The 18,661-nt window shown below is 52.7% G+C and carries 17 protein-coding genes; 12 read left to right on the forward strand and 5 right to left on the reverse strand.

Going from position 1 to position 18,661, the window contains the following annotated elements:
• Positions 1-16: 16 nt before the first annotated feature.
• Genes betB through betI form a run of 3 tightly spaced genes read right to left on the reverse strand, consistent with a single transcriptional unit; the run spans position 17 to position 3,816 of the window.
• The gene (gene betB / locus PsAD13_RS02275) at positions 17-1,480 is read right to left on the reverse strand and encodes a betaine-aldehyde dehydrogenase (protein WP_193777023.1); all 1,464 of its coding nucleotides are present in this window, start codon (positions 1,478-1,480) and stop codon (positions 17-19) included.
• A 48-nt stretch (positions 1,481-1,528) separates the two neighbouring features.
• Entirely contained in the window at positions 1,529-3,178 is a 1,650-nt protein-coding gene (betA, locus tag PsAD13_RS02280) for a choline dehydrogenase (protein ID WP_063317172.1), read from the reverse strand.
• Between the two features lie 35 nt (positions 3,179-3,213).
• Positions 3,214-3,816 carry a transcriptional regulator BetI gene (gene betI / locus PsAD13_RS02285; protein WP_063286301.1) on the reverse strand — a complete coding sequence of 201 codons (603 nt, stop codon included), beginning with the start codon at positions 3,814-3,816 and terminating at the stop codon, positions 3,214-3,216.
• Positions 3,817-4,088: 272 nt separating this feature from the next.
• Here betI and PsAD13_RS02290 point away from each other — a divergent pair, with 272 nt between their 5' ends.
• The 5 genes from PsAD13_RS02290 to PsAD13_RS02310 all read left to right on the forward strand — a co-directional run bounded on the left by PsAD13_RS02290 (position 4,089) and on the right by PsAD13_RS02310 (position 9,623).
• Complete coding sequence (locus PsAD13_RS02290) at positions 4,089-5,045, forward strand: choline ABC transporter substrate-binding protein (protein ID WP_063286302.1); 957 nt, start codon at positions 4,089-4,091, stop codon at positions 5,043-5,045.
• Between the two features lie 207 nt (positions 5,046-5,252).
• Positions 5,253-6,101, forward strand: coding sequence for a choline ABC transporter permease subunit (gene choW, locus PsAD13_RS02295; protein ID WP_057463116.1), 849 nt, complete (start codon positions 5,253-5,255; stop codon positions 6,099-6,101).
• Positions 6,098-7,141: a choline ABC transporter ATP-binding protein gene (gene choV / locus PsAD13_RS02300; RefSeq protein ID WP_063317173.1), complete on the forward strand. Its 1,044-nt coding sequence runs from the start codon at positions 6,098-6,100 to the stop codon at positions 7,139-7,141. Before choW ends, choV begins: the two co-directional genes overlap by 4 nt.
• Before the next feature lie 200 nt (positions 7,142-7,341).
• Positions 7,342-8,502, forward strand: a complete 1,161-nt coding sequence (locus PsAD13_RS02305; RefSeq protein ID WP_063317174.1) for a DUF898 family protein — start codon at positions 7,342-7,344, stop codon at positions 8,500-8,502.
• Between the two features lie 2 nt (positions 8,503-8,504).
• On the forward strand, positions 8,505-9,623 hold the full coding sequence (locus tag PsAD13_RS02310; RefSeq protein WP_063317175.1) for a M48 family metallopeptidase: 1,119 nt from the start codon (positions 8,505-8,507) through the stop codon (positions 9,621-9,623).
• Positions 9,624-9,665: 42 nt separating this feature from the next.
• On the opposite strand, the gene PsAD13_RS02315 is transcribed toward PsAD13_RS02310, so the two are convergent.
• Positions 9,666-10,628: a M14 family metallopeptidase gene (locus tag PsAD13_RS02315; protein WP_063317176.1), complete on the reverse strand. Its 963-nt coding sequence runs from the start codon at positions 10,626-10,628 to the stop codon at positions 9,666-9,668.
• 48 nt (positions 10,629-10,676) lie between these two features.
• Positions 10,677-11,603: a LysR family transcriptional regulator gene (locus PsAD13_RS02320; RefSeq protein ID WP_063300348.1), complete on the reverse strand. Its 927-nt coding sequence runs from the start codon at positions 11,601-11,603 to the stop codon at positions 10,677-10,679.
• Positions 11,604-11,801: 198 nt separating this feature from the next.
• Between PsAD13_RS02320 and PsAD13_RS02325 the strand changes: the two genes are divergently transcribed.
• From PsAD13_RS02325 to PsAD13_RS02355, 7 genes are all read left to right on the forward strand, one after another.
• A complete protein-coding gene (locus tag PsAD13_RS02325) occupies positions 11,802-13,385 on the forward strand; it encodes an ABC transporter substrate-binding protein (protein ID WP_063317177.1) in 1,584 nt (527 codons plus the stop codon).
• Between the two features lie 115 nt (positions 13,386-13,500).
• Positions 13,501-14,478: an ABC transporter permease gene (locus PsAD13_RS02330; protein ID WP_057463109.1), complete on the forward strand. Its 978-nt coding sequence runs from the start codon at positions 13,501-13,503 to the stop codon at positions 14,476-14,478.
• 10 nt (positions 14,479-14,488) lie between these two features.
• Positions 14,489-15,409, forward strand: a complete 921-nt coding sequence (locus PsAD13_RS02335; RefSeq protein WP_063317178.1) for an ABC transporter permease — start codon at positions 14,489-14,491, stop codon at positions 15,407-15,409.
• 7 nt (positions 15,410-15,416) lie between these two features.
• Positions 15,417-16,403, forward strand: coding sequence for an ABC transporter ATP-binding protein (locus tag PsAD13_RS02340; RefSeq protein ID WP_063303306.1), 987 nt, complete (start codon positions 15,417-15,419; stop codon positions 16,401-16,403).
• Complete coding sequence (locus PsAD13_RS02345; protein ID WP_063300343.1) at positions 16,400-17,404, forward strand: oligopeptide/dipeptide ABC transporter ATP-binding protein; 1,005 nt, start codon at positions 16,400-16,402, stop codon at positions 17,402-17,404. The genes PsAD13_RS02340 and PsAD13_RS02345 overlap by 4 nt, the downstream gene beginning before the upstream one ends.
• 29 nt (positions 17,405-17,433) lie before the next feature.
• A complete protein-coding gene (locus PsAD13_RS02350; RefSeq protein WP_208986383.1) occupies positions 17,434-18,303 on the forward strand; it encodes an N-formylglutamate amidohydrolase in 870 nt (289 codons plus the stop codon).
• Positions 18,304-18,338: 35 nt separating this feature from the next.
• Positions 18,339-18,635, forward strand: a complete 297-nt coding sequence (locus PsAD13_RS02355; protein ID WP_343228951.1) for a hypothetical protein — start codon at positions 18,339-18,341, stop codon at positions 18,633-18,635.
• Positions 18,636-18,661: the final 26 nt, after the last annotated feature.

Raw genomic sequence — 18,661 nt, forward strand, 5'->3', positions numbered from 1 at the left:
TGATGGTTGAGGCTGTTTACCAGCCAGCCTCAACATCACCCATCTCTACATAGATGCTCTTAACCTGAGAGTACTGATCCAGCGCCCACTGACCATTCTCACGTCCAATACCGGAGTTCTTGAAGCCACCAAATGGCATCTCGACCGGGGTCAGGTTGTAGTTGTTGATCCAGCAAGTGCCAGCTTCCAACTGATCAATTACACGGTAAGCACGCTGAATGTCTTTGGTGAACACAGCAGCAGCCAAACCAAACTCGGTGTTGTTGGCGCGGCGGATCACATCAGCTTCATCATCAAAGTCCAGCACACACATCACAGGACCAAAGATCTCTTCGCAAGCAATGCGCATGTCGTCTTTGACCTCTGTGAAGATGGTTGGCTCAACAAACAGTCCACGACCAAGGCCAGCCACCTGCGGACGTCCACCACCAGCATAGAGAACTGCACCTTCGCTCTGGCCAATCGCGATGTAGTCCATCACTTTCTCAAGCTGAGCTTTGGAGACGAGCGGGCCAAGCTGTGTGTCTTCATTCAGCGGATCACCAATAAGGATCTTCTCGGTCCGCTCTTTCAGACGCTTCAGGAACTCATCCTTGATGGAAGAATGCACGAACACGCGCGTGCCGTTAGAGCAGATCTGACCGGTGGAATAGAAGTTAGCGTTCATCGCTGCAGCAACGGCATTGTCGATGTCACTGTCTTCAAATATCACCACCGGAGATTTGCCACCTAGCTCAAGGCTCATGTGCTTCAGCTGAGAAGCTGCTTTTTCAGCAACCTTCATACCGGTTGGCACGGAACCCGTCAGGGAAACCTTGGCAACTTCAGGATGGGATACCAGAGAAGCAGCTGCTTCACGGTTTGCCTGCACCACGTTGAACACACCATCCGGTAAGCCAGCTTCACGGAAGATCTCGGCCAGCTTGAGCGCGGAAAGGCAAGTCACTTCAGATGGCTTGAAGATCATTGCATTACCAGCAGCCAGCGCCGGAGCAGCTTTCCATGCAGCAATCTGGATTGGGTAGTTCCAGGCGCCAATGCCAAGGCAAATGCCCAGTGGCTCGCGCTTGGTCAAGGCATAAGAGCCACCCAGATCGATGTGTTCGCCGTTAGAGGTAGCTGCAACGCTTGCAAAATATTCCAGTGCTTCAGCACCGGAAGCAGCATCAGCCACTAGAGTTTCCTGCAGCGGTTTACCCGTATCAAGCGTTTCCAGCTCGGAAAGCTCACGGTTACGCTCACGCATCAGGTCAGCAGCCTTACGCAGAACGCGGGAGCGCTCAGCAGGTGCCATGGAACGCCAGATCGCAAAGCCAGTCCGTGCGGATGCAACAGCTTTGGTGATGATTGCCGGCGTTGCGGAGTGAACCCGCGCAATCACCTCCTGCGTTGCTGGATAAAGGCTGAGGATCTCCTCACCCATCGTATCTTCAACGTAAGTGCCGCCAATAAAGTGAGAACCACCAGGCTGCGCACGCAGGGATGCATTTGTCAGGTTATCTGTTTTCGTCATTTCTTAATCCAACACTTACCGTTGTTCGTTCTGCCAGTTCGGGTGAACCCACGCCTGCTTATCACTGGCAGGAAGCATACCTTTTCCGAGAATATGGTCTGCAGCCTTCTCACCAACCATGATGGAAGGTGCATTGAGGTTTCCGTTCGTAATCTGCGGGAAGATGGAGCTATCCGCAACGCGCAAACCGTCAACACCAATCACACGACATTCGCTGTCAACCACAGCACTTTCGTCATTCGCGTCACCCATCTTACAGGTGCCACACGGATGGAATGCGCTCTCGACATGTTCTTTGATGAAAGCATTCAGTTGATCGTCGCTTTCAACGTCTTTGCCTGGCTGGATTTCCTTGCCGCGGAACGGATCAAACGCCTGCTGAGCAAAAAGCTCACGTGTCAGACGAATGCACTGGCGGAAATCTTCCCAATCGTCTTCATGGCTCATGTAGTTGAACAGCACGTTCGGCTTGTCCATAGGGTCCGCAGATTGCAGCGTCACCGCACCGCGAGACTTGGAGCGCATCGGGCCAACATGAACCTGATAGCCATGGCCTTCAGCAGCCGCCTGCCCGTCATAACGCACCGCAAACGGCAGGAAGTGGAACTGAATGTCAGGGTACATCACGCCCGCTTTGGAGCGAATAAAACCACAGGTCTCAAAGTGGTTGGTGGTGCCCAGACCAGATTTCGCCAGCTGCCACTGAGCTCCGATCACGCCTTTGGAGATCAGATTCCAGTGCTTGTAGAGCGTAATCGGCTGAGTACACGCCTGCTGAATATAGAGTTCTAGATGATCCTGAAGGTTCGCACCAACACCCTTGCGATCTGCAATCACATCAATGCCCAAAGCGGACAGAGCAGCTGCATCACCAATGCCGGAATGCATCAGAAGCTTTGGAGAGTTGATGGAAGACGCAGAAACGACCACTTCGCGGGAGCATTTGACTTGGTGTACCTGCCCGCCACGTACATACTCAACGCCAACAGCACGTTTGCCTTCCATGAGGATACGATTAACGTGCGCACCGGAGATAATCTCCAGATTTTCGCGGCCTTTGATGGGCCAGAGGTAGGCATTGGAGGCGGACCAGCGACGGCCATTGTGCACCGTCATCTCCATATCGCCAAAGCCTTCCTGACGATAACCGTTGTAGTCGTCAGTTTTGGCGTAACCAGCCTCTTCACCAGCCTGCACAAAGGCATCGTAAAGCGGGCTCCAGCGTGTACCGCGAGAGACGTAGAGCGGGCCGGACTTTCCGCGCCAGTCTCCGTCGACCTCGGTATTCTCAAGGCGCTGGAAGTAAGGCAAAACGTCTTGGTAACCCCAGCCTTTCGCTCCCATTTCCTCCCAGCTGTCAAAGTCGCAGGCATTGCCGCGCACATAGACCATGCCGTTGATGGAGGAAGAGCCGCCAATCACCTTACCACGTGGCAAAGCAAGCTTACGCCTATCCAGATGCGGCTCAGGCGCACTCTCATAGCCCCAATCGTAGCGGGACATGTTCATGGGATAGGACAAGGCAGCGGGCATCTGGATAAACGGACCGATATCCGTACCACCAAACTCCAGCAAAACCACCTTGTTTTGGGGATCTTCAGAAAGACGGTTTGCCAGGGCGCATCCAGCAGAGCCGGCGCCTACAATAATGAAATCTGCAGTCATTGTATTCTCTTGGGCTTGAAGCCGTATTCCAGTTATTATTGTGTAGTTTCTGTCGTTTCAAAGCTGTCGAAACATTTCTTCACGTAGTCCTGAACCAGCATTGTTGCCGGTGACCCGTCAGGTCGGTTTGTCGTTAGCACGCATTGCAGCCAGAGCCCGTCAATCATCGCAGCTGTGCCTTCTGCCGCTGTAATCGCCGTCTCACGATCTGTGACGCGGTGGTATTCCGCAGTGAGGTTCGAGATCAGCCGTCGATGGTAGATCTGAAGCAACCGGCGTGTTCCTGGTTCCGTTCGTGCCACCACATAAAACGCAAACCACGCCGAGATAACGGAGGGCTGAAACTGCTCATCGCTGAAGTTGGTATGGATGATCGCATCGATCCGCTCCATAGGGGTTTTCGTCTTCAGCAAGCGCTTGCGGGATTGCTTGCTCAAGTCCGTCAGCAAAAAGCTTATGGTCGCGTTGAAGACAGCTGCTTTCGAGCCAAAGTAGTGATGTGGCAGGCCCGTCGAAACGCCGGCATTCTTGGCAATATCTGCCATTGTTGTCGCTGCGTACCCCTTTTCATGGATCGCTTTGATCGTTGCCATAATTATCGAGGTTTTGCGTTCCTCTTCCATTCCGACCTTAGGCATTTGTGCCGAACTCACTCCAAGATTATTTTTATTGAACGTTCAATCAATAAAAATAGTTCTTAGAACATTTCGGAGCTTTTGAAAAGTATTGCACTCAGATTTATCGTAATTAATATCTGACGGAGAGGTTGCCTTTAGTCCATCGGGTGTTTATTAGCTTTAGTGAACGAAGGAATTTGAAAATTTAATTGTCGTCTAGGTAGTGTTTAGGACATGTTTTCTGCACAATTCTACGGCTCTATTAAATAAATATCGAAATTGGGGAGATTTACATGAGTGTTGCTAGTGGTCTGATAAAGAAACTTTCTACTTCTGCTTCAGTACTATTACTAATCACTGGGTCAGCTCTCGCCGCAGAAGCGGAAGCCTGTAAAACCGTACGCTTCTCTGACGTGGGCTGGACAGACATCACCGCAACCACCGCCACAGCAACGTCTGTGCTGGACGCGCTCGGTTACGAAACAGACGTAAAAGTACTTTCCGTTCCAGTCACTTATGCGTCTCTCGCAAACAACGATATTGATGTATTCCTTGGCAACTGGATGCCAACAATGGAAGCTGATATCGCGAAATATCGCGAAGCTGGCACCGTTGATACTGTTCAAACCAACCTGACTGGCGCCAAGTATACTTTGGCTGTTCCTAAGTATACCTATGACAAGGGTTTGAAGGACTTTGCGGACATCGCAAAATTCTCTGGAGACCTTGATGGCGAGATCTACGGCATTGAAGCAGGCAACGATGGTAACCGTCTGATCCTCGATATGATCGAGAAAAACGCGTTCGGCCTCAACAAAATCGACCTCGTCGAATCATCTGAAGCTGGCATGCTGTCCCAGGTCGCGCGTAAAACTCGCAAGAACCAGGACATCGTCTTCCTCGGTTGGGCTCCGCACCCAATGAACTCCAATTTTGAGCTGGAGTACCTCACCGGTGGTGACGAGTTCTTCGGTCCAAACTTCGGTGGCGCTGACGTTCTGACCAACACCCGCGCAGGTTACTCTGCTGAGTGTGCGAACATGGGCAAATTCCTTCAGAACCTCACCTTCTCCCTGCAGATGGAGAACGAGATCATGAACGGTATTCTGAACGATGGTGAAGAGCCAACAGACGCAGCAAAAGCATGGATCAAGAAGAACCCTGAGGCTCTTGATAAATGGCTTGCTGGCGTAACTACTTTTGACGGTAAAGACGGTCTTGCTGCTGCAAAGACTGCATTCGGCCTCTAAGGGTCATTACCGAGCATGAATTAAGAGGCGGATGCGATACACTCGCAGTCCGCCTCTTAGCGCATTATTCCAGAACACTCCGGCACCTGGAATAGCCATTGCGCAACTGGGGCAAGCTGCTTGTCGGTACCAATAAATTTGTATCCTGCCCTACAAATGAAATGACGTTAACGCGTTGACACACAATAACAAAATCTGAGGTTTCCCGTGGAGTGGCTAACAGAGCACAAACTACCCATCGGCAAATGGGCCAAGTGGGGAGTTGACTGGCTCACCGACAATGCAAGTGGCTTTTTCGATGCGATTTCCGTTGCAATCGAATGGCTCATCGACAGTGTACTATGGGTTTTACAAGCCCCTCACCCGCTCGGCATTGTGGTCATTGCCACAGCTTTGGCCTTTGTGGTCAGAAGATCCTTCGTCTTTTCAGCGTTTGTTGCGGTGAGCCTGCTGCTCATCATCAACCAGGGCTATTGGGATGAAACCACAGAAACGCTGGCGCTGATCCTCAGCTCCACCTTTATCTGTATGTTGATTGGTATTCCTGTCGGCGTTTACTCCGCGCATCACCCCAAGTTCTTCTCATGGGTACGGCCTGTGCTGGATTTGATGCAGACAATTCCAACGTTTGTGTACCTGATCCCCGCCTTGATCCTGTTCGGACTGGGTGTCGTTCCAGGTCTGATTTCAACTGTCGTCTTCGCCCTGCCCGCATCCATTCGCCTGACCCAGATTGGTGTTGCCTCCACGCCGCAACATCTGCTGGAAGCGGGTGAAGCTTTTGGCGCGACCTATTGGCAGAAGCTCTTTAAGATTGAGCTGCCATATGCGCTGCCAAACATCATGGCTGGCCTGACGCAAACCATCATGTTGTCACTGTCCATGGTTGTGATCGCTGCCCTTGTTGGTGCAGATGGCCTTGGTGTTCCAACACTTCGTGCGTTGAACACAGTGAACATCGCTAAAGGATTTGAGGTTGGTATTGCAATCGTGCTGATTGCTATTGTGCTTGACCGTTTCTTCAAGAGCTCAGAAGAAAAGGGCAGCAAAAAATGACCAATCCTGTTGTTTCCTTCAAAAACCTTTCCATTGTTTTCGGCGATCAGCCCGACGCTGCCCTGCCCTTAATTGATGCCGGTAAAAACCGCGCTGAAATTCAGGATCAAACCGGCCAGCTGGTTGGTGTTGCCAACGCGACCTTCGACATCCAGCAGGGCGAACTTCTCGTTCTCATGGGCCTGTCCGGTTCTGGCAAATCCACCCTGCTCCGCGCCATCAACGGCCTGAACAAGGTCTGCCGCGGCGAAGTGCTCGTTGCTGACGATGGCGAGCAGGTCAACCCAACCACCTGCTCTACCTCGCGCCTGCGTAAACTGCGCCGCGAACGTGTTGCCATGGTATTCCAGCAGTTCGGCCTGCTGCCTTGGCGCACTGTGCGAGACAATGTTGGCTTCGGCCTGGAACTCTCTGGCATTCCTAAGACCCAGCGTCTGGAACGTGTCGAAGAGCAGCTGGAACTTGTTGGTCTTGGCGGCTGGGGCGACAAATACGTGCATGAGCTTTCCGGTGGCATGCAGCAACGTGTTGGTCTGGCACGTGCCTTCGCAACAGATGCACCAATCCTGCTGATGGATGAGCCGTTCTCTGCGCTCGATCCTCTCATTCGCAGCCGTTTGCAGGATGAGTTGCTGGAGCTGCAGGAAAGACTACACAGAACCATCGTGTTCGTGAGCCACGATCTTGATGAGGCCGCCAAAATCGGCAACCGCATCGCCATCATGGAAGGTGGTCATGTGGTGCAGATCGGCACTCCGCAGGAAATCGTGAAGAAACCAGCGGATGAGTACGTTGAGTCCTTTGTCGCGCACATGAACCCACTCAACGTTCTGCACGCTGAAGACATCATGACGGACCTCTCTCAGATGAGCGCTGATGTGATCGTGAGCGTTGAAGAGATGCCTAAATGTGCAGCGAAGCAAATGATCCGCGAAGTGATTGAGATGAAGCGCCACAACGCTGGTCCAATCGCAGTTTATCGCGGAGACCGCCCGGTCGGTATCATTCGCGAACAGGAAATCATGGACTGCTTCGTTTAGGACGCAGAACATTCATCGATTCTACACAGGCGCATCTGCAAAGATGCGCCTGTTTTCGTTAACCTAAGAAATCCTCAGGCATTCACGGCCTAAGAGTTGCTATAGAAGAATAGTGCTCACTCAGCTTTCGAGTGTTTGCATAATTTGACGAGTGGAATTACAGAGAAAGACGTTTTTATTTAAAAATTTTGGATCGTGCCATGACTATTGACATTGCTCAGGAAAATCCGGGTTCACCAAAGCGGAGTTATATCCTCTTTTCTGGCGGTTCGTTCTTCGGACGCATTATGACATGGGTCACTTTGACGGTTGCTACATTGGGTATCTACCGTTTCTGGGCTATGACGGGCCTGCGTAGATCTCTTTGGTCCGCGACCCATCTGGAAGGCGATCATCTTCGCTACCATGGCACGGGCAAAGAGCTTTTCATTGGTTTCCTGATTGCTCTGGCGATCCTAATACCATTCTATGCGCTCGGTTTCGGTCTCCAGTTCATGGGGCCGATTGCAACAATCGTTGGTTTCGGCATCATGTTTGTTGTTGGTTTTCTGCTGACACCCTACGCCTTGTTCCGCCGCCGCAGATACCTGCTAACCCGCACAAGCTGGCGCGGAATTCGCTTCCACATGCAAGGCTCTGCCTGGCGTTATGTAGGCGCATGGCTCTTCTGGACCATCCTCTCAGTCCTCACCCTCGGCATTGCTCTGCCATGGCGCATGGCAAAACTAGACAGAATGCTTGCAGAAGCCAGCTACTTTGGGAACCAGCGGTTCAGTTATTCTGCGACAGCGAAGGATTACTTCCGGGCATTGGTACTTGTTTTTGTGATTTTGTTTTTCCCGGGCATCATTGCGTTGTTAGCAGCAATATTCACGCAAGGTAAATCACTTGCCCTGCTGCCTATTGTTCTAGTCCTCGCAGTATTCTTAATGCCTCTTGCTATGGCTAGTATTTTCCGCCTGCAGGTCAACTCTACAAAAATTGGTGACACTGGCTTTGAAAGCCACATCGGAGCTTCCAAGTTCTACGGCGCCTATATCATTCATGGTGTGATTGTTGGCGTGGGTATCTCAATTGTAGGCGCAGTTGGTACTCTTCTGGCTGTAACAGTTGGAGTCCAGCTAGAGCCACAGAGTGGCTTTTTCAGTCTGGCTTTCCTGCCAATTTTTGCTCTTTATTATGGAGTGCTTCTGTTCGCCAACATGATGGTCCTTCAAGTCATGTTGTTTGAGTGGAAGATGAGCAGCATGGTGGTCATCAACGCTCACAGCGTAAAGGATGCGATTGCTGCTGGTGATCTGGAAAATGCAGTTGGCATGGGGCTTGCTGATACGCTTGATGCAGGGTTTGAAGTTATCTGACCATGAAGTTACTGCTTGGAAACGCTGAGTTCTTTGATGGCACGTCTGCAGCTGTACGTAACTGTCAGATCTGGTTTGACTATGATGAGATGGTCCTGACAGATCTGGCAGGCGATCAGGAATATGCGCGCTGGTCCGCGGCAAAACTGCTCTGTGATTGGACATCTCAAACCGCCATGGTGGTAGAGCTGAACAAGCCAACAAGCACTGCTTACGTCAAAATTACGAATACAGAGACCGCGCAATCCGTTGAGCGCAAAATTCGTTTGGTAGCGGGCCTTCCAAAGCGCGAAAACACAAAGAAAATCGTGTTTGGCAGCTTGGCATCCATTGCCCTGATTGCACTTGCGCTGATTTACTTTTTACCTGCGTTCTCCAAATACGCGGTTCACAACGTGCCAAAGTCCTGGGAAGCAGAGCTTGGTAAGAGCGTTGAAGCAACACTGATCCCGGCTCTGAGTGAAGAGAAGATCTGTAAGGCATCAACGGGTCAGGCCGCTTTGGAGCAAATGGCAAAACGCCTCACAAAGGGCATGGATTTGCCGTTTGATCCGGTGTTGACGGTGGTTGAAAGCAAGATACCTAACGCCTTCGCCCTTCCCGGCGGCAGGATCACTATTCTCTCCAACACATTGGAAGTGGTTGATAGTCCTGATGAACTGGCAGCTGTGCTGGCGCATGAGCTTGGCCATGTCAAACACCGTCACTCCATGCAGCAGCTCATCAATGTGGCTGGTACGGGTATTGTCTTTTCCATGTTCATCGGAGACTTCACCGGCGGCAGCATCATCGCCAGTGTGGGTGAAGCTATGCTCGACAGTTCTTATTCCAGAGATATGGAGCGCGAAGCTGACTTGTTTGCGGTCCAGATGCTGGAAAATGCAGGTGTAGACCCAACCGGATTGGCCAGTTTCCTCGAGAAAATCTCGAAAGAGCATCACGATGAGAATGCCATCTCACAGGCTTTGGGCTTCCTCTCCAGCCATCCACCGACGAAAGAGCGCGTGGATACGCTGAACGAGATTGCTGATCCGGAAGCACCAAAAAATCCGGTCCTCAACAAGTGGCAGTGGGAAAGCTTGAAAAACATCTGCTCTGAAACAGCAGAGTTGAGCGCATAAGATTAAGTGGCTGGGAACCAAACCCCCAGCCATAAAGCGACATTAATCCAACAGCTTGCCCAACCTCACGGCAGTCTTGCCAACCAGCAGGCGACGACTTGGCATAATCAGCACGCAGTTGTCGTGTGGTGTTGTAACTGGCGTGTCCCCATCCATCGCGATCACTGTTCCTTTCTCGGCAATCACCTCCATCCCGAGGTAATCTTCGCTGAAACGGAAGCTCTCATTTTGAACCGTAACAGGGGCCACGATTTCTATCGTCTTTTGCGGAACCAGCGGTGGCTGCTCAGCAAGAAATGCCTCGCCAAAATCAGCTGACACGCATTCTGTTGCGCGCAGGAAACGAATAGACGCTGCAATCGCCCGCGGTCCAGCTGCAGCTTCCCAATGTTGCCCGGCTTCCAGCAAAAGAGCGGCCTTTGGACTGGCCGCCTCGCCAAACCCATCATAATCACGCAGTCGTTTACCTTCCGCATGGCCCGAGTCGCAAATAATCCATTCAGGATCAGCCACTTGCTTGGCTAAAGCTCGGCCTTTTTCTTGGTCTCCAGCCAGCATAAGCGGCGCATTTTTGTGCTGCATGCTGTGCAGGTCGAGCAAGTAATCAACGGTTTCAACAACAGGGCGAACCTCGCGTGCGCGCTCAAGTTCACGCGTGACTTCAGGGCCATTCAGCGAGCAATTTTGCCAGACACGATTGAAATCCTGATCCAGATAACGCGAAGCGGTTGGGTCATTCCGGTCAAACGAGTTGTAAGCCGCTACATTCATAAAAGCGAAGCTCAGCTTGCCGCGCACAGGCCGAACTTCCTGCTTGAACAACCAATCCAGAGCAACAGCGCCACACGGCTCATTGCCATGCACAAGCGCAGATATCATCACGTGCGGACCAGCAGTGCCGGAATCGAACGTAGTGATCCAATCCACTCCGGTATTGCCGACTTTGTAGGGCAGGATATCGGGAAAATCGATTTCGATAGGGTAAGCTGTACTTTCAATAATCATGGCAATGGTCCTTGAAAAGTATAGGTCACACCAGCCAAACAACCATATCTAGGCTGGTGTTGAATATGGGTCCTCAATCTCAAAGGCGCGCGTGAACTCAATGAATTTTCTGGCGATTGGAGTGCTTGGTGTCGTTGCAGGCAATATGAAGGCGTTGAGGTAGGAGATACGCGGCTTAAACGGCAGAAAAACCAGCGTTTCTGGATGGTTTCGCGCCACGGGAAACGGGTTGAGGACGCTGACACCAACACCTGCATGCACCAGCTCACTCACGGAGACGGCGGTAGAAGATTCGGCAACAATATTAGGCCGAATTCCCCGTTCCGCAAACATGCGCTCCAAAATCGCTCGCACAGGAAACCGGCGGGTGAGGGCGACGAAGTCCTGCCCGTCAAAATCCTCAGGCTCAATAAATGCTTTGCTGGCAAGAGGATGATCCCGATGCAAAACCGCATGTGCAATGGCAGAGCGCAGCGGTTCCAGAGTTAATCCAGCGTGCTTGGATAACCCGTCGGTAATCCCCAAATCGGCATGCCCTTCGGCCACATGATTGCGAACGTCAGAGGATGTACCAATCTCCAGTTCAACCTTTTGCCCCGGATAAGCTTTGATGAACGCCGCCATCACGCCCAGCAAAAAGCGGTGTGAGATCGTTGGCGGCGCTGCAAGGCGCAGCGGCTTGCTGCTGTGCTGAGAAACGAATGTCTCGTTCTCAATCCCCGCCAGCATCTCAAAAACTGGCTCAAGCTTCTCGTTCAGTGCCAAAGCATCAGAGGTTGGCACAAGCCGACCGCTCTCCCGATTAAACAGCGTTTTGCCGAGACGTTCCTCCAGATGCTTGATCGCGCGGCTCACTGCTGGCTGCGAAATACCAAGGCGAGCAGCAGCGGCAGTTGTTTTGCGAACGCTGATGACAGCGCGTAAAACTTCAAACTCTCGCAGGCTGAGACGGGGGCGTGTAGGGGTATCTGACATAGTTCTATGCGTTTTGATTATAAAATTTTGAATGACAATGTTGAAAACACATACTACGGTTTAAGTCAACCGCGAAGCTCTACCGGTGATTTGCCCGTTTTGGCAGAAGCACACTCATATAAAGAAGCAGCGGCATTGTTACTGGGCGAATGAATTTTAATCGCCAGAGGGAACGAAAATTTTGAGGGGGGAGCAGCAATGATTAAGCTGCACAAATGGCTTGCTGGAACAGCAAGTGCCATGTTGCTTATGGGTGGAATAGCGTCTGCTGAAGACCTGACAATCGGCTTGTCTTCAGAGCCGAGCGCGATTGACCCGCATTACCATAATCTGGGTCCGAACAATATGATCGCCTATCATATGTTTGACCGGCTTATTCACCAAAACGAAAAACAGCAGCTGCAGCCTGGCCTGGCAACCAGCTGGAAGCCAATTAACGCCACCACATGGGAACTGAAACTGCGTGAGGGCGTGGTGTTCCATGATGGCAATCCGTTTAATGCGGATGACGTGGTGTTCTCATTTGAGCGCGCACCAAATGTGCCAAACTCACCATCCAGCTTTGCCACATACACCAAAGGCAAAACGGTCAAAAAGATTGATGACTACACAATCCATATCGTGACTGAAAAGCCTTATCCGCTTGTTCCTAATGACATTTCAACCGTCAGCATCATCTCTGTAGAAGCCGGAACGGACGCGACAACCGAGATGTACAACTCCGGCAAGGCAACAGTTGGCTCCGGCCCATACAAATATGCTGAGTACGTGCCGGGTGATCGCATTGTTTTGGAGGCAAACCCTGATTACTGGGGCGCAAAGCCAAAATGGGACAAGGTAACCTTCAAGCCCATCAAATCCGGCCCATCTCGTGTGGCTGCTTTGTTGGCGGGTGATGTTGATCTGATCAACGGTGTCCCAACAACAGACATTGAAGTGCTAAGCAGCAATGACAAAGTCTCGTTGTGGCAGGGCCCATCCAACCGCGTCATCTACTTGCATCTGGATCATGACCGTGACGACAGCCCGTTCGTGAAAGCCATGGGCGGCGGGGCCATCAAAAACCCGCTGAAGGATCAGCGTGTTCGTGAAGCGATCTCCAAAGCCATCAGCCGTGATCTGATTGTTGAACGTGTGATGGAAGGTGTCGCTGTCAAAGCAGGCCAGCTTCTGCCGGATGGCTTCTTTGGTGTCAGCGAAAACCTGAAGCCGGTTGAGTATGATGCAAAGGGTGCGAAAGAATTGCTTGCAGCTGCCGGTGTTGGTGATGGCTTTGAGTTGCGCATCCACGGCCCCAATGACCGCTACATCAACGATGCCAAGATCGTGGAAGCTATCGCACAGATGCTCAACCGCGTTGGCATCAAAACCGATGTGGAGACCATGCCGCGGTCTGTCTACTTCAAGCGCGCATCTCGTGGTGGTCCAAACAACACGCCCGAGTTCTCAATGGTTCTCGTGGGGTGGGGCGCTGGTTCTGGCGAAGCATCCTCACCACTGCGCTCTCTCATCCATACCTACGATAAGAGCCAGGGCTTCGGCTCTTCCAACCGTGGCCGCTACTCCAATGCTGAAGTGGACGCCATGATTGAAGAAGCTCTGGCAACTGTCGATGATGAAAAGCGTCAGGATCTGCTCGCAAAAGCAACCGAGATCGCCATCAACGATCAGGCGATCATTCCGCTGCATTATCAGGTGAATACGTGGGCGACCCGCAAGGGCCTCGAGTACCTGCCTCGCACGGATGAATACACCCTGTCCTGGGGCGTATCCGCTGAGTAATCGCATGCAAACAAAAGACCGGCATAGCGCTTATGCCGGTCTTTTTCTTTTCTAAGGCCAAAACTCACCTCAATTATTTCAATGGGTTGGCTTTACCTGCGAAAGATTTAAAGACATGTCTGTCTTCGTTCTCAGACGCCTGATGCAAAGTGGCATAGTCATGATTGCTATGTCCGTCATTGTGTTCTTTGGCGTGAATGTGGTGGGGGACCCCATCGATATGCTGGTCGCACCGGATGCGGATCAGGCCGAGATTGAGCGCGTCATCCGCGACTTCGGCCTCGATAAGCCCGTGTGGCAGCAATATACGGTCTTCGTCAGCAACGCCTTCAAAGGAGATCTGGGCACCTCCTTTATCTTTGGTGAGTCAGCGCTCAAGCTTATTGTAGAGCGGATGCCTGCCACGCTGGAACTCGCCTTCATGGCGCTCCTCATGGCGGTTGTCATTGGCATTCCACTAGGTCTTTACGCGGGTCTACGCCCCAACGCCATCTCCTCACGCCTCATCATGAGCGGCTCAATTCTGGGCTTTTCACTGCCCACATTTTGGGTTGGCATCATGATGATCATGCTCTTCGCCGTGATGCTAGACTGGGTGCCCGCTACAGGGCGTGGAGACACCATCTCGGTGCTCGGCATGCAGGTCTCGTTCCTCACCGCAGATGGCTTGTCTCACATTGTTCTACCGGCACTCAATCTCGCGCTCTTAAAAATCTCGCTGGTGATCCGTCTGACAAGGGCAGGGGTGAGGGAGGTCATGCATATGGACTTCATCAAGTTCGCCCGCGCCAAAGGTCTCTCTGCCAACCGTATTGTTATGGTGCACCTGTTCAAGAACATCATGATCCCCGTGGTCACGGTCCTCGGCTTGGAGTTTGGTTCACTCATTGCCTTTTCAGTCGTAACGGAAACAATCTTCGCATGGCCCGGCATGGGCAAACTGCTCATTGATGCCATTCAGCAGCTCGATCGCCCGATCATCGTGGCCTACCTGATGATTATCGTGGTGCTCTTCGTCGTCATCAACCTGATTGTTGACATCCTCTATTCCATTTTGGACCCGCGCGTACGGCTTCAGGATGCGGCGAACTAAGGGGCATCTCATGACCATAGAAACAAGCCTCAAACCACCGCGAAAGCAGCTCTTTTCTGGCGATACTCCTATGAGCCGCTTTCTCTCGGAGTTTGTGGAGAGCAAAGTCGCTGTCGCCGCTGCGCTCCTGCTGTTCACAATCATCATGGCAGCACTGTTCGCCCCATGGATCACCCCGCAAAACCCTTACGACCTGGCGCAAGTCAGCGTGCTGGATGCCCGCATGGAGCCGGGGGAGCAAAGCTTTGACGGATACACCTTCTGGCTTGGCACAGATGGGGCAGGGCGCGATCTGTTCTCTGCAATCCTCTACGGCCTGCGCATCTCACTCTCCGTCGGGGTCACCAGCGGTGTCATCGCTCTCATCATCGGCATGTCCGTCGGCCTGATCGCAGCTTATGTTGGAGGCCGTACAGAAACCTTCATCATGCGCATTGTGGACCTGCAGCTCTCCTTTCCAGCCTCTCTGGTTGCCTTGATGTTGCTGGCATTGATGGGCAAAGGCGTCGACAAAATCATCCTCGCCCTCGTTGTCGCGCAATGGGCCTATTACGCCCGAACGGTGAGGGGAACAGCCCTTGTTGAGCGAGGCAAAGAGTACGTGGAAGCTGTCACGTGCCTTGGTCTCAGCCATGCCCGCGTGCTTTTCCTGCACATCATGCCCAACTGCCTGCCACCACTCATTGTGGTAGGAACGGTTCAGACCGCTCACGCCATTGCGCTGGAAGCAACTCTGTCGTTCCTCGGCGTTGGCCTGCCACAAACAGAGCCTTCCCTCGGCCTGCTCATTGCCAATGGCTTTGAGTATGTGATCAGCGGCAAATACTGGATCTCAATCTTCCCCGGCATAGCGCTGCTCATCACCGTGGTTTCAATCAATTTGGTGGGTGATCAGCTGCGTGATGTCCTCAACCCGCGCCTGAGGAAGTGAGGACAATATGAACACGCCAAACACACTCACAGTCAAAAACCTCAAAACCCACTTCTTCACCAAGGCAGGTGTGGTTAAAGCCGTTGATGATGTCAGCTTCTCCGTCAAACCCGGTGAAATCCTGGGCCTCGTTGGTGAAAGCGGCTCCGGCAAAACCGTCACGGGTTTCTCGCTCATCGGTCTGGTAGATGAGCCGGGCAGGGTGGTCGGCGGCTCAATTCTCCTCAATGGGGATGATCTGGCCAGAAAAAACGAAAAACAGTGGCGCGAGCTGCGGGGCAAGAAGATCGCCATGATCTTTCAGGACCCCATGATGACCCTCAACCCTGTCCTGCGCATCGATACGCAGATGATTGAGGCCATTCAGGCCCACGAGGACATCTCAAAACAAGCCGCACGACAGCGTTGCCGAGAGGCACTGGTTCGTGTCGGCATCGCTTCTCCGGATGAGCGCCTCGCGTCCTACCCGCACCAGTTCTCAGGCGGCATGCGCCAACGCGTTGCCATAGCCATCGCATTGCTGCACGAGCCGGACCTGATCATCGCAGATGAGCCAACAACAGCGTTGGACGTTACCATTCAGGCGCAAATCCTCTATGAGGTCCGCAAGCTGTGCTCAGAGACCGGCATGTCCCTCATCTGGATCACGCATGATCTGGCTGTCATCAGCGGTTTGGCAGACAGGATCGCCGTTATGTACGCTGGGCGGATTGTGGAGCAGGGCAGCATTGATGAAGTGCTGGACGCACCACTGCACCCCTACACCAAGGGCCTCATTGAATCCGTCCCAAGCCGCAATAAACGCGGCGCCAAGCTCTACCAGATCCCCGGTATGACACCATCTTTGCTCAACCTTCCTGCGGGCTGTGCCTTTTCCAGTCGTTGCTCGGCAAAACAGAGTGATTGTCTGGTCGCCACGCCAGAGATCACGCAGTTAGGAGAGGAAAGGCAAGTCCGTTGCTTCCATCCTGTAAAGCAGGAGGAAATGGCATGACGCTTCTGGAAACTCCGGTCATCGAGCTGCAAGGCGTCTCCAAGCGCTTCACCAAAAAGCTGGACCTTGCTGAGAAAACACTTCGTTTCTTCGGTTCCAGTCTTAAGGAGCAGGTGGTTCACGCGGTCGATGATGTCTCGCTCAGCATCGCACCGGGAGAGGTGGTTGGCCTTGTGGGCGAAAGCGGTTGCGGAAAATCCACGCTGGGCCGCGTGGTGGCTGGCATTCACGAGGCCAGCGACGGCACTGTTCAGTTCCACGGAGATAACGTGAAACAGCTTTCCGGAACAGATGCCAGAAACGCCCAGCTCAAGGTGCAGATGATCTTTCAGGACCCCATGTCCTCCCTCAATCCACGCAAACGGGTGAGTGATATCATCGGCGAAGCGCCCCGTGTCCATGGCCTAGTTTCAAAGGCAGACCTCTCAGACTACGTGGACCAGATGCTTCTCCGCGTCGGCTTGGATCCGGATTTCAAAACCCGTTATCCGCATCAATTCTCCGGCGGACAGCGCCAACGTATCGGCATCGCCCGCGCTTTAGCAGTTAACCCGGAATTTCTTGTCTGTGATGAGTCCATTGCAGCGCTTGATGTGTCCATTCAGGCGCAGGTCATCAATCTTTTCATGGACTTGCGGGCACAACTCGGCCTCACCTATCTGTTCATCAGTCATGACCTTGGCGTGGTGGAGCACCTCTCCGACCGTGTGGTGATCATGTATCTGGGCCGCGTAGTTGAGATCGCGAAAACTGATGAGTTATTTGCCAGACCAAACCACCCCTACACACAGGCCTTACTGCGCGAAGTCCCGCGTATTGATGCCCGCAAGCAGGTGTATGAGCCGATCAAAGGCGAAATCCCGTCACCACTGGCCCCACCAAGCGGATGTCATTTCCATCCGCGATGTCCATTTGCCACCAAACGGTGCACAGAGCAGCAGCCAACCCTGAGGGAAATTGCTCCCGGTCATGTCTCTGCCTGTCACCTCAATGATGCCTAGTTAAACCAAAAATATTTGAGAGAAACACATTGCCCCAATCCATCGAAAACGTGCTGAACATCCATCGACCCGCAGAACTGACCAACCCGCTGGTGGTGGACTCTCCTCATTCAGGAGAGATCTACCCGGCGGACTTCCGCCCTTGCGTACCCGCCAGCCGCTACAAATGTGCAGAGGACAGATACGTCCACGAACTCTTTGAAAAGGCGGCTGAAACTGGCGGAACCTACCTCGAGGCGCTCTTTCCTCGCATCTACATCGACCCAAACCGCCGCGCAGACAACATTGATCCGGCCACTATCAAAGGCTGGACACGAGCAGCAAAGCCCGATTTCCGCAGTAACCTCGGCAAAGGCCTCATCTGGACAGAAGCCCCACCCACCAGCGGTCCGCTTTATGACCGTGAACTGAGCGTTGCGGAGATCGAGAACCGCATAGATGCCTATTACACACCCTACTACGACGCACTCACGCGCCTGATGGAACAAGCCCATGCGCGTTTCGGTGTGGCCTATCACCTGGACTGCCACAGCATGCAGGCGGTCTCCACCGTCATGCACGAAACTGGAGCAGGCGAGAAGCGGCCAGACATCACCCTCAGTGATCGGGATGGTACCACCTGCGACCGCGAATACATCTACACAGCTTGGGAAATCCTCACGAACCTTGGCTATGAGGTGAAGATCAATGATCCCTACAAAGGCGCAGAACTGGTCATCCACACAGGCCGCCCACAACAGGGATGGCACTCCCTCCAGATCGAAGTCAGCCGCGGCCTCTACATGAGCGAAGTAACACTCGAAAAGTACCCGAACTTCAACAACCTCCAACAAGACCTGGGAATTTTCGTGAATCGCCTCTCCGAGTTCACAAAACAAAAAATCCAGCAGCCCGTTTGACTTAACAAACTTTGTAGAGCGGAATTAGGAGATATATTTGCCTTAAAACTCATCCTGATTTCCAGTTGGCGTATGAGGCAGCTCGCCGTTTTGCTGCTGACAGCCTTGTTGATGAGATGTTGGAGATTGCGGATGATGCTCGCAATGACTGGATGGAGCGCATCAATCGAAGTGAAACCACAGCGGTTTTCAATGCAGAAAACGTTCAACGTTCGTGCTTGCGCGTACAAACGCACCAGTGGATTGCAGAGAAGCGTTGCCCTTCTCGCTATGGTCAAAAGATAAAAAGCGAAGTCACTGGAAAGGACGGGGGGCTCTGCAAGCGGAAGTAACCGGGCTTGATATTCACGGAAAGCAG

The organism is Pseudovibrio sp. Ad13 (assembly GCF_001623225.1).
GTDB lineage: Bacteria > Pseudomonadota > Alphaproteobacteria > Rhizobiales > Stappiaceae > Pseudovibrio.

What these genes read in the sequence shown, in the direction of transcription:
- choV (WP_063317173.1), top strand. Translation starts at nt 6,098, where the DNA reads ATGACCAATCCTGTTGTTTCCTTCAAAAACCTTTCCATTGTTTTCGGC.
- PsAD13_RS02305 (WP_063317174.1), top strand. Translation starts at nt 7,342, where the DNA reads ATGACTATTGACATTGCTCAGGAAAATCCGGGTTCACCAAAGCGGAGT.
- betA (WP_063317172.1), bottom strand. Translation starts at nt 3,178, where the DNA reads ATGACTGCAGATTTCATTATTGTAGGCGCCGGCTCTGCTGGATGCGCC.
- PsAD13_RS02330 (WP_057463109.1), top strand. Translation starts at nt 13,501, where the DNA reads ATGTCTGTCTTCGTTCTCAGACGCCTGATGCAAAGTGGCATAGTCATG.
- PsAD13_RS02290 (WP_063286302.1), top strand. Translation starts at nt 4,089, where the DNA reads ATGAGTGTTGCTAGTGGTCTGATAAAGAAACTTTCTACTTCTGCTTCA.
- PsAD13_RS02320 (WP_063300348.1), bottom strand. Translation starts at nt 11,603, where the DNA reads ATGTCAGATACCCCTACACGCCCCCGTCTCAGCCTGCGAGAGTTTGAA.
- PsAD13_RS02335 (WP_063317178.1), top strand. Translation starts at nt 14,489, where the DNA reads ATGACCATAGAAACAAGCCTCAAACCACCGCGAAAGCAGCTCTTTTCT.
- PsAD13_RS02310 (WP_063317175.1), top strand. Translation starts at nt 8,505, where the DNA reads ATGAAGTTACTGCTTGGAAACGCTGAGTTCTTTGATGGCACGTCTGCA.
- PsAD13_RS02345 (WP_063300343.1), top strand. Translation starts at nt 16,400, where the DNA reads ATGACGCTTCTGGAAACTCCGGTCATCGAGCTGCAAGGCGTCTCCAAG.
- PsAD13_RS02315 (WP_063317176.1), bottom strand. Translation starts at nt 10,628, where the DNA reads ATGATTATTGAAAGTACAGCTTACCCTATCGAAATCGATTTTCCCGAT.
- betI (WP_063286301.1), bottom strand. Translation starts at nt 3,816, where the DNA reads ATGCCTAAGGTCGGAATGGAAGAGGAACGCAAAACCTCGATAATTATG.
- PsAD13_RS02325 (WP_063317177.1), top strand. Translation starts at nt 11,802, where the DNA reads ATGATTAAGCTGCACAAATGGCTTGCTGGAACAGCAAGTGCCATGTTG.
- PsAD13_RS02340 (WP_063303306.1), top strand. Translation starts at nt 15,417, where the DNA reads ATGAACACGCCAAACACACTCACAGTCAAAAACCTCAAAACCCACTTC.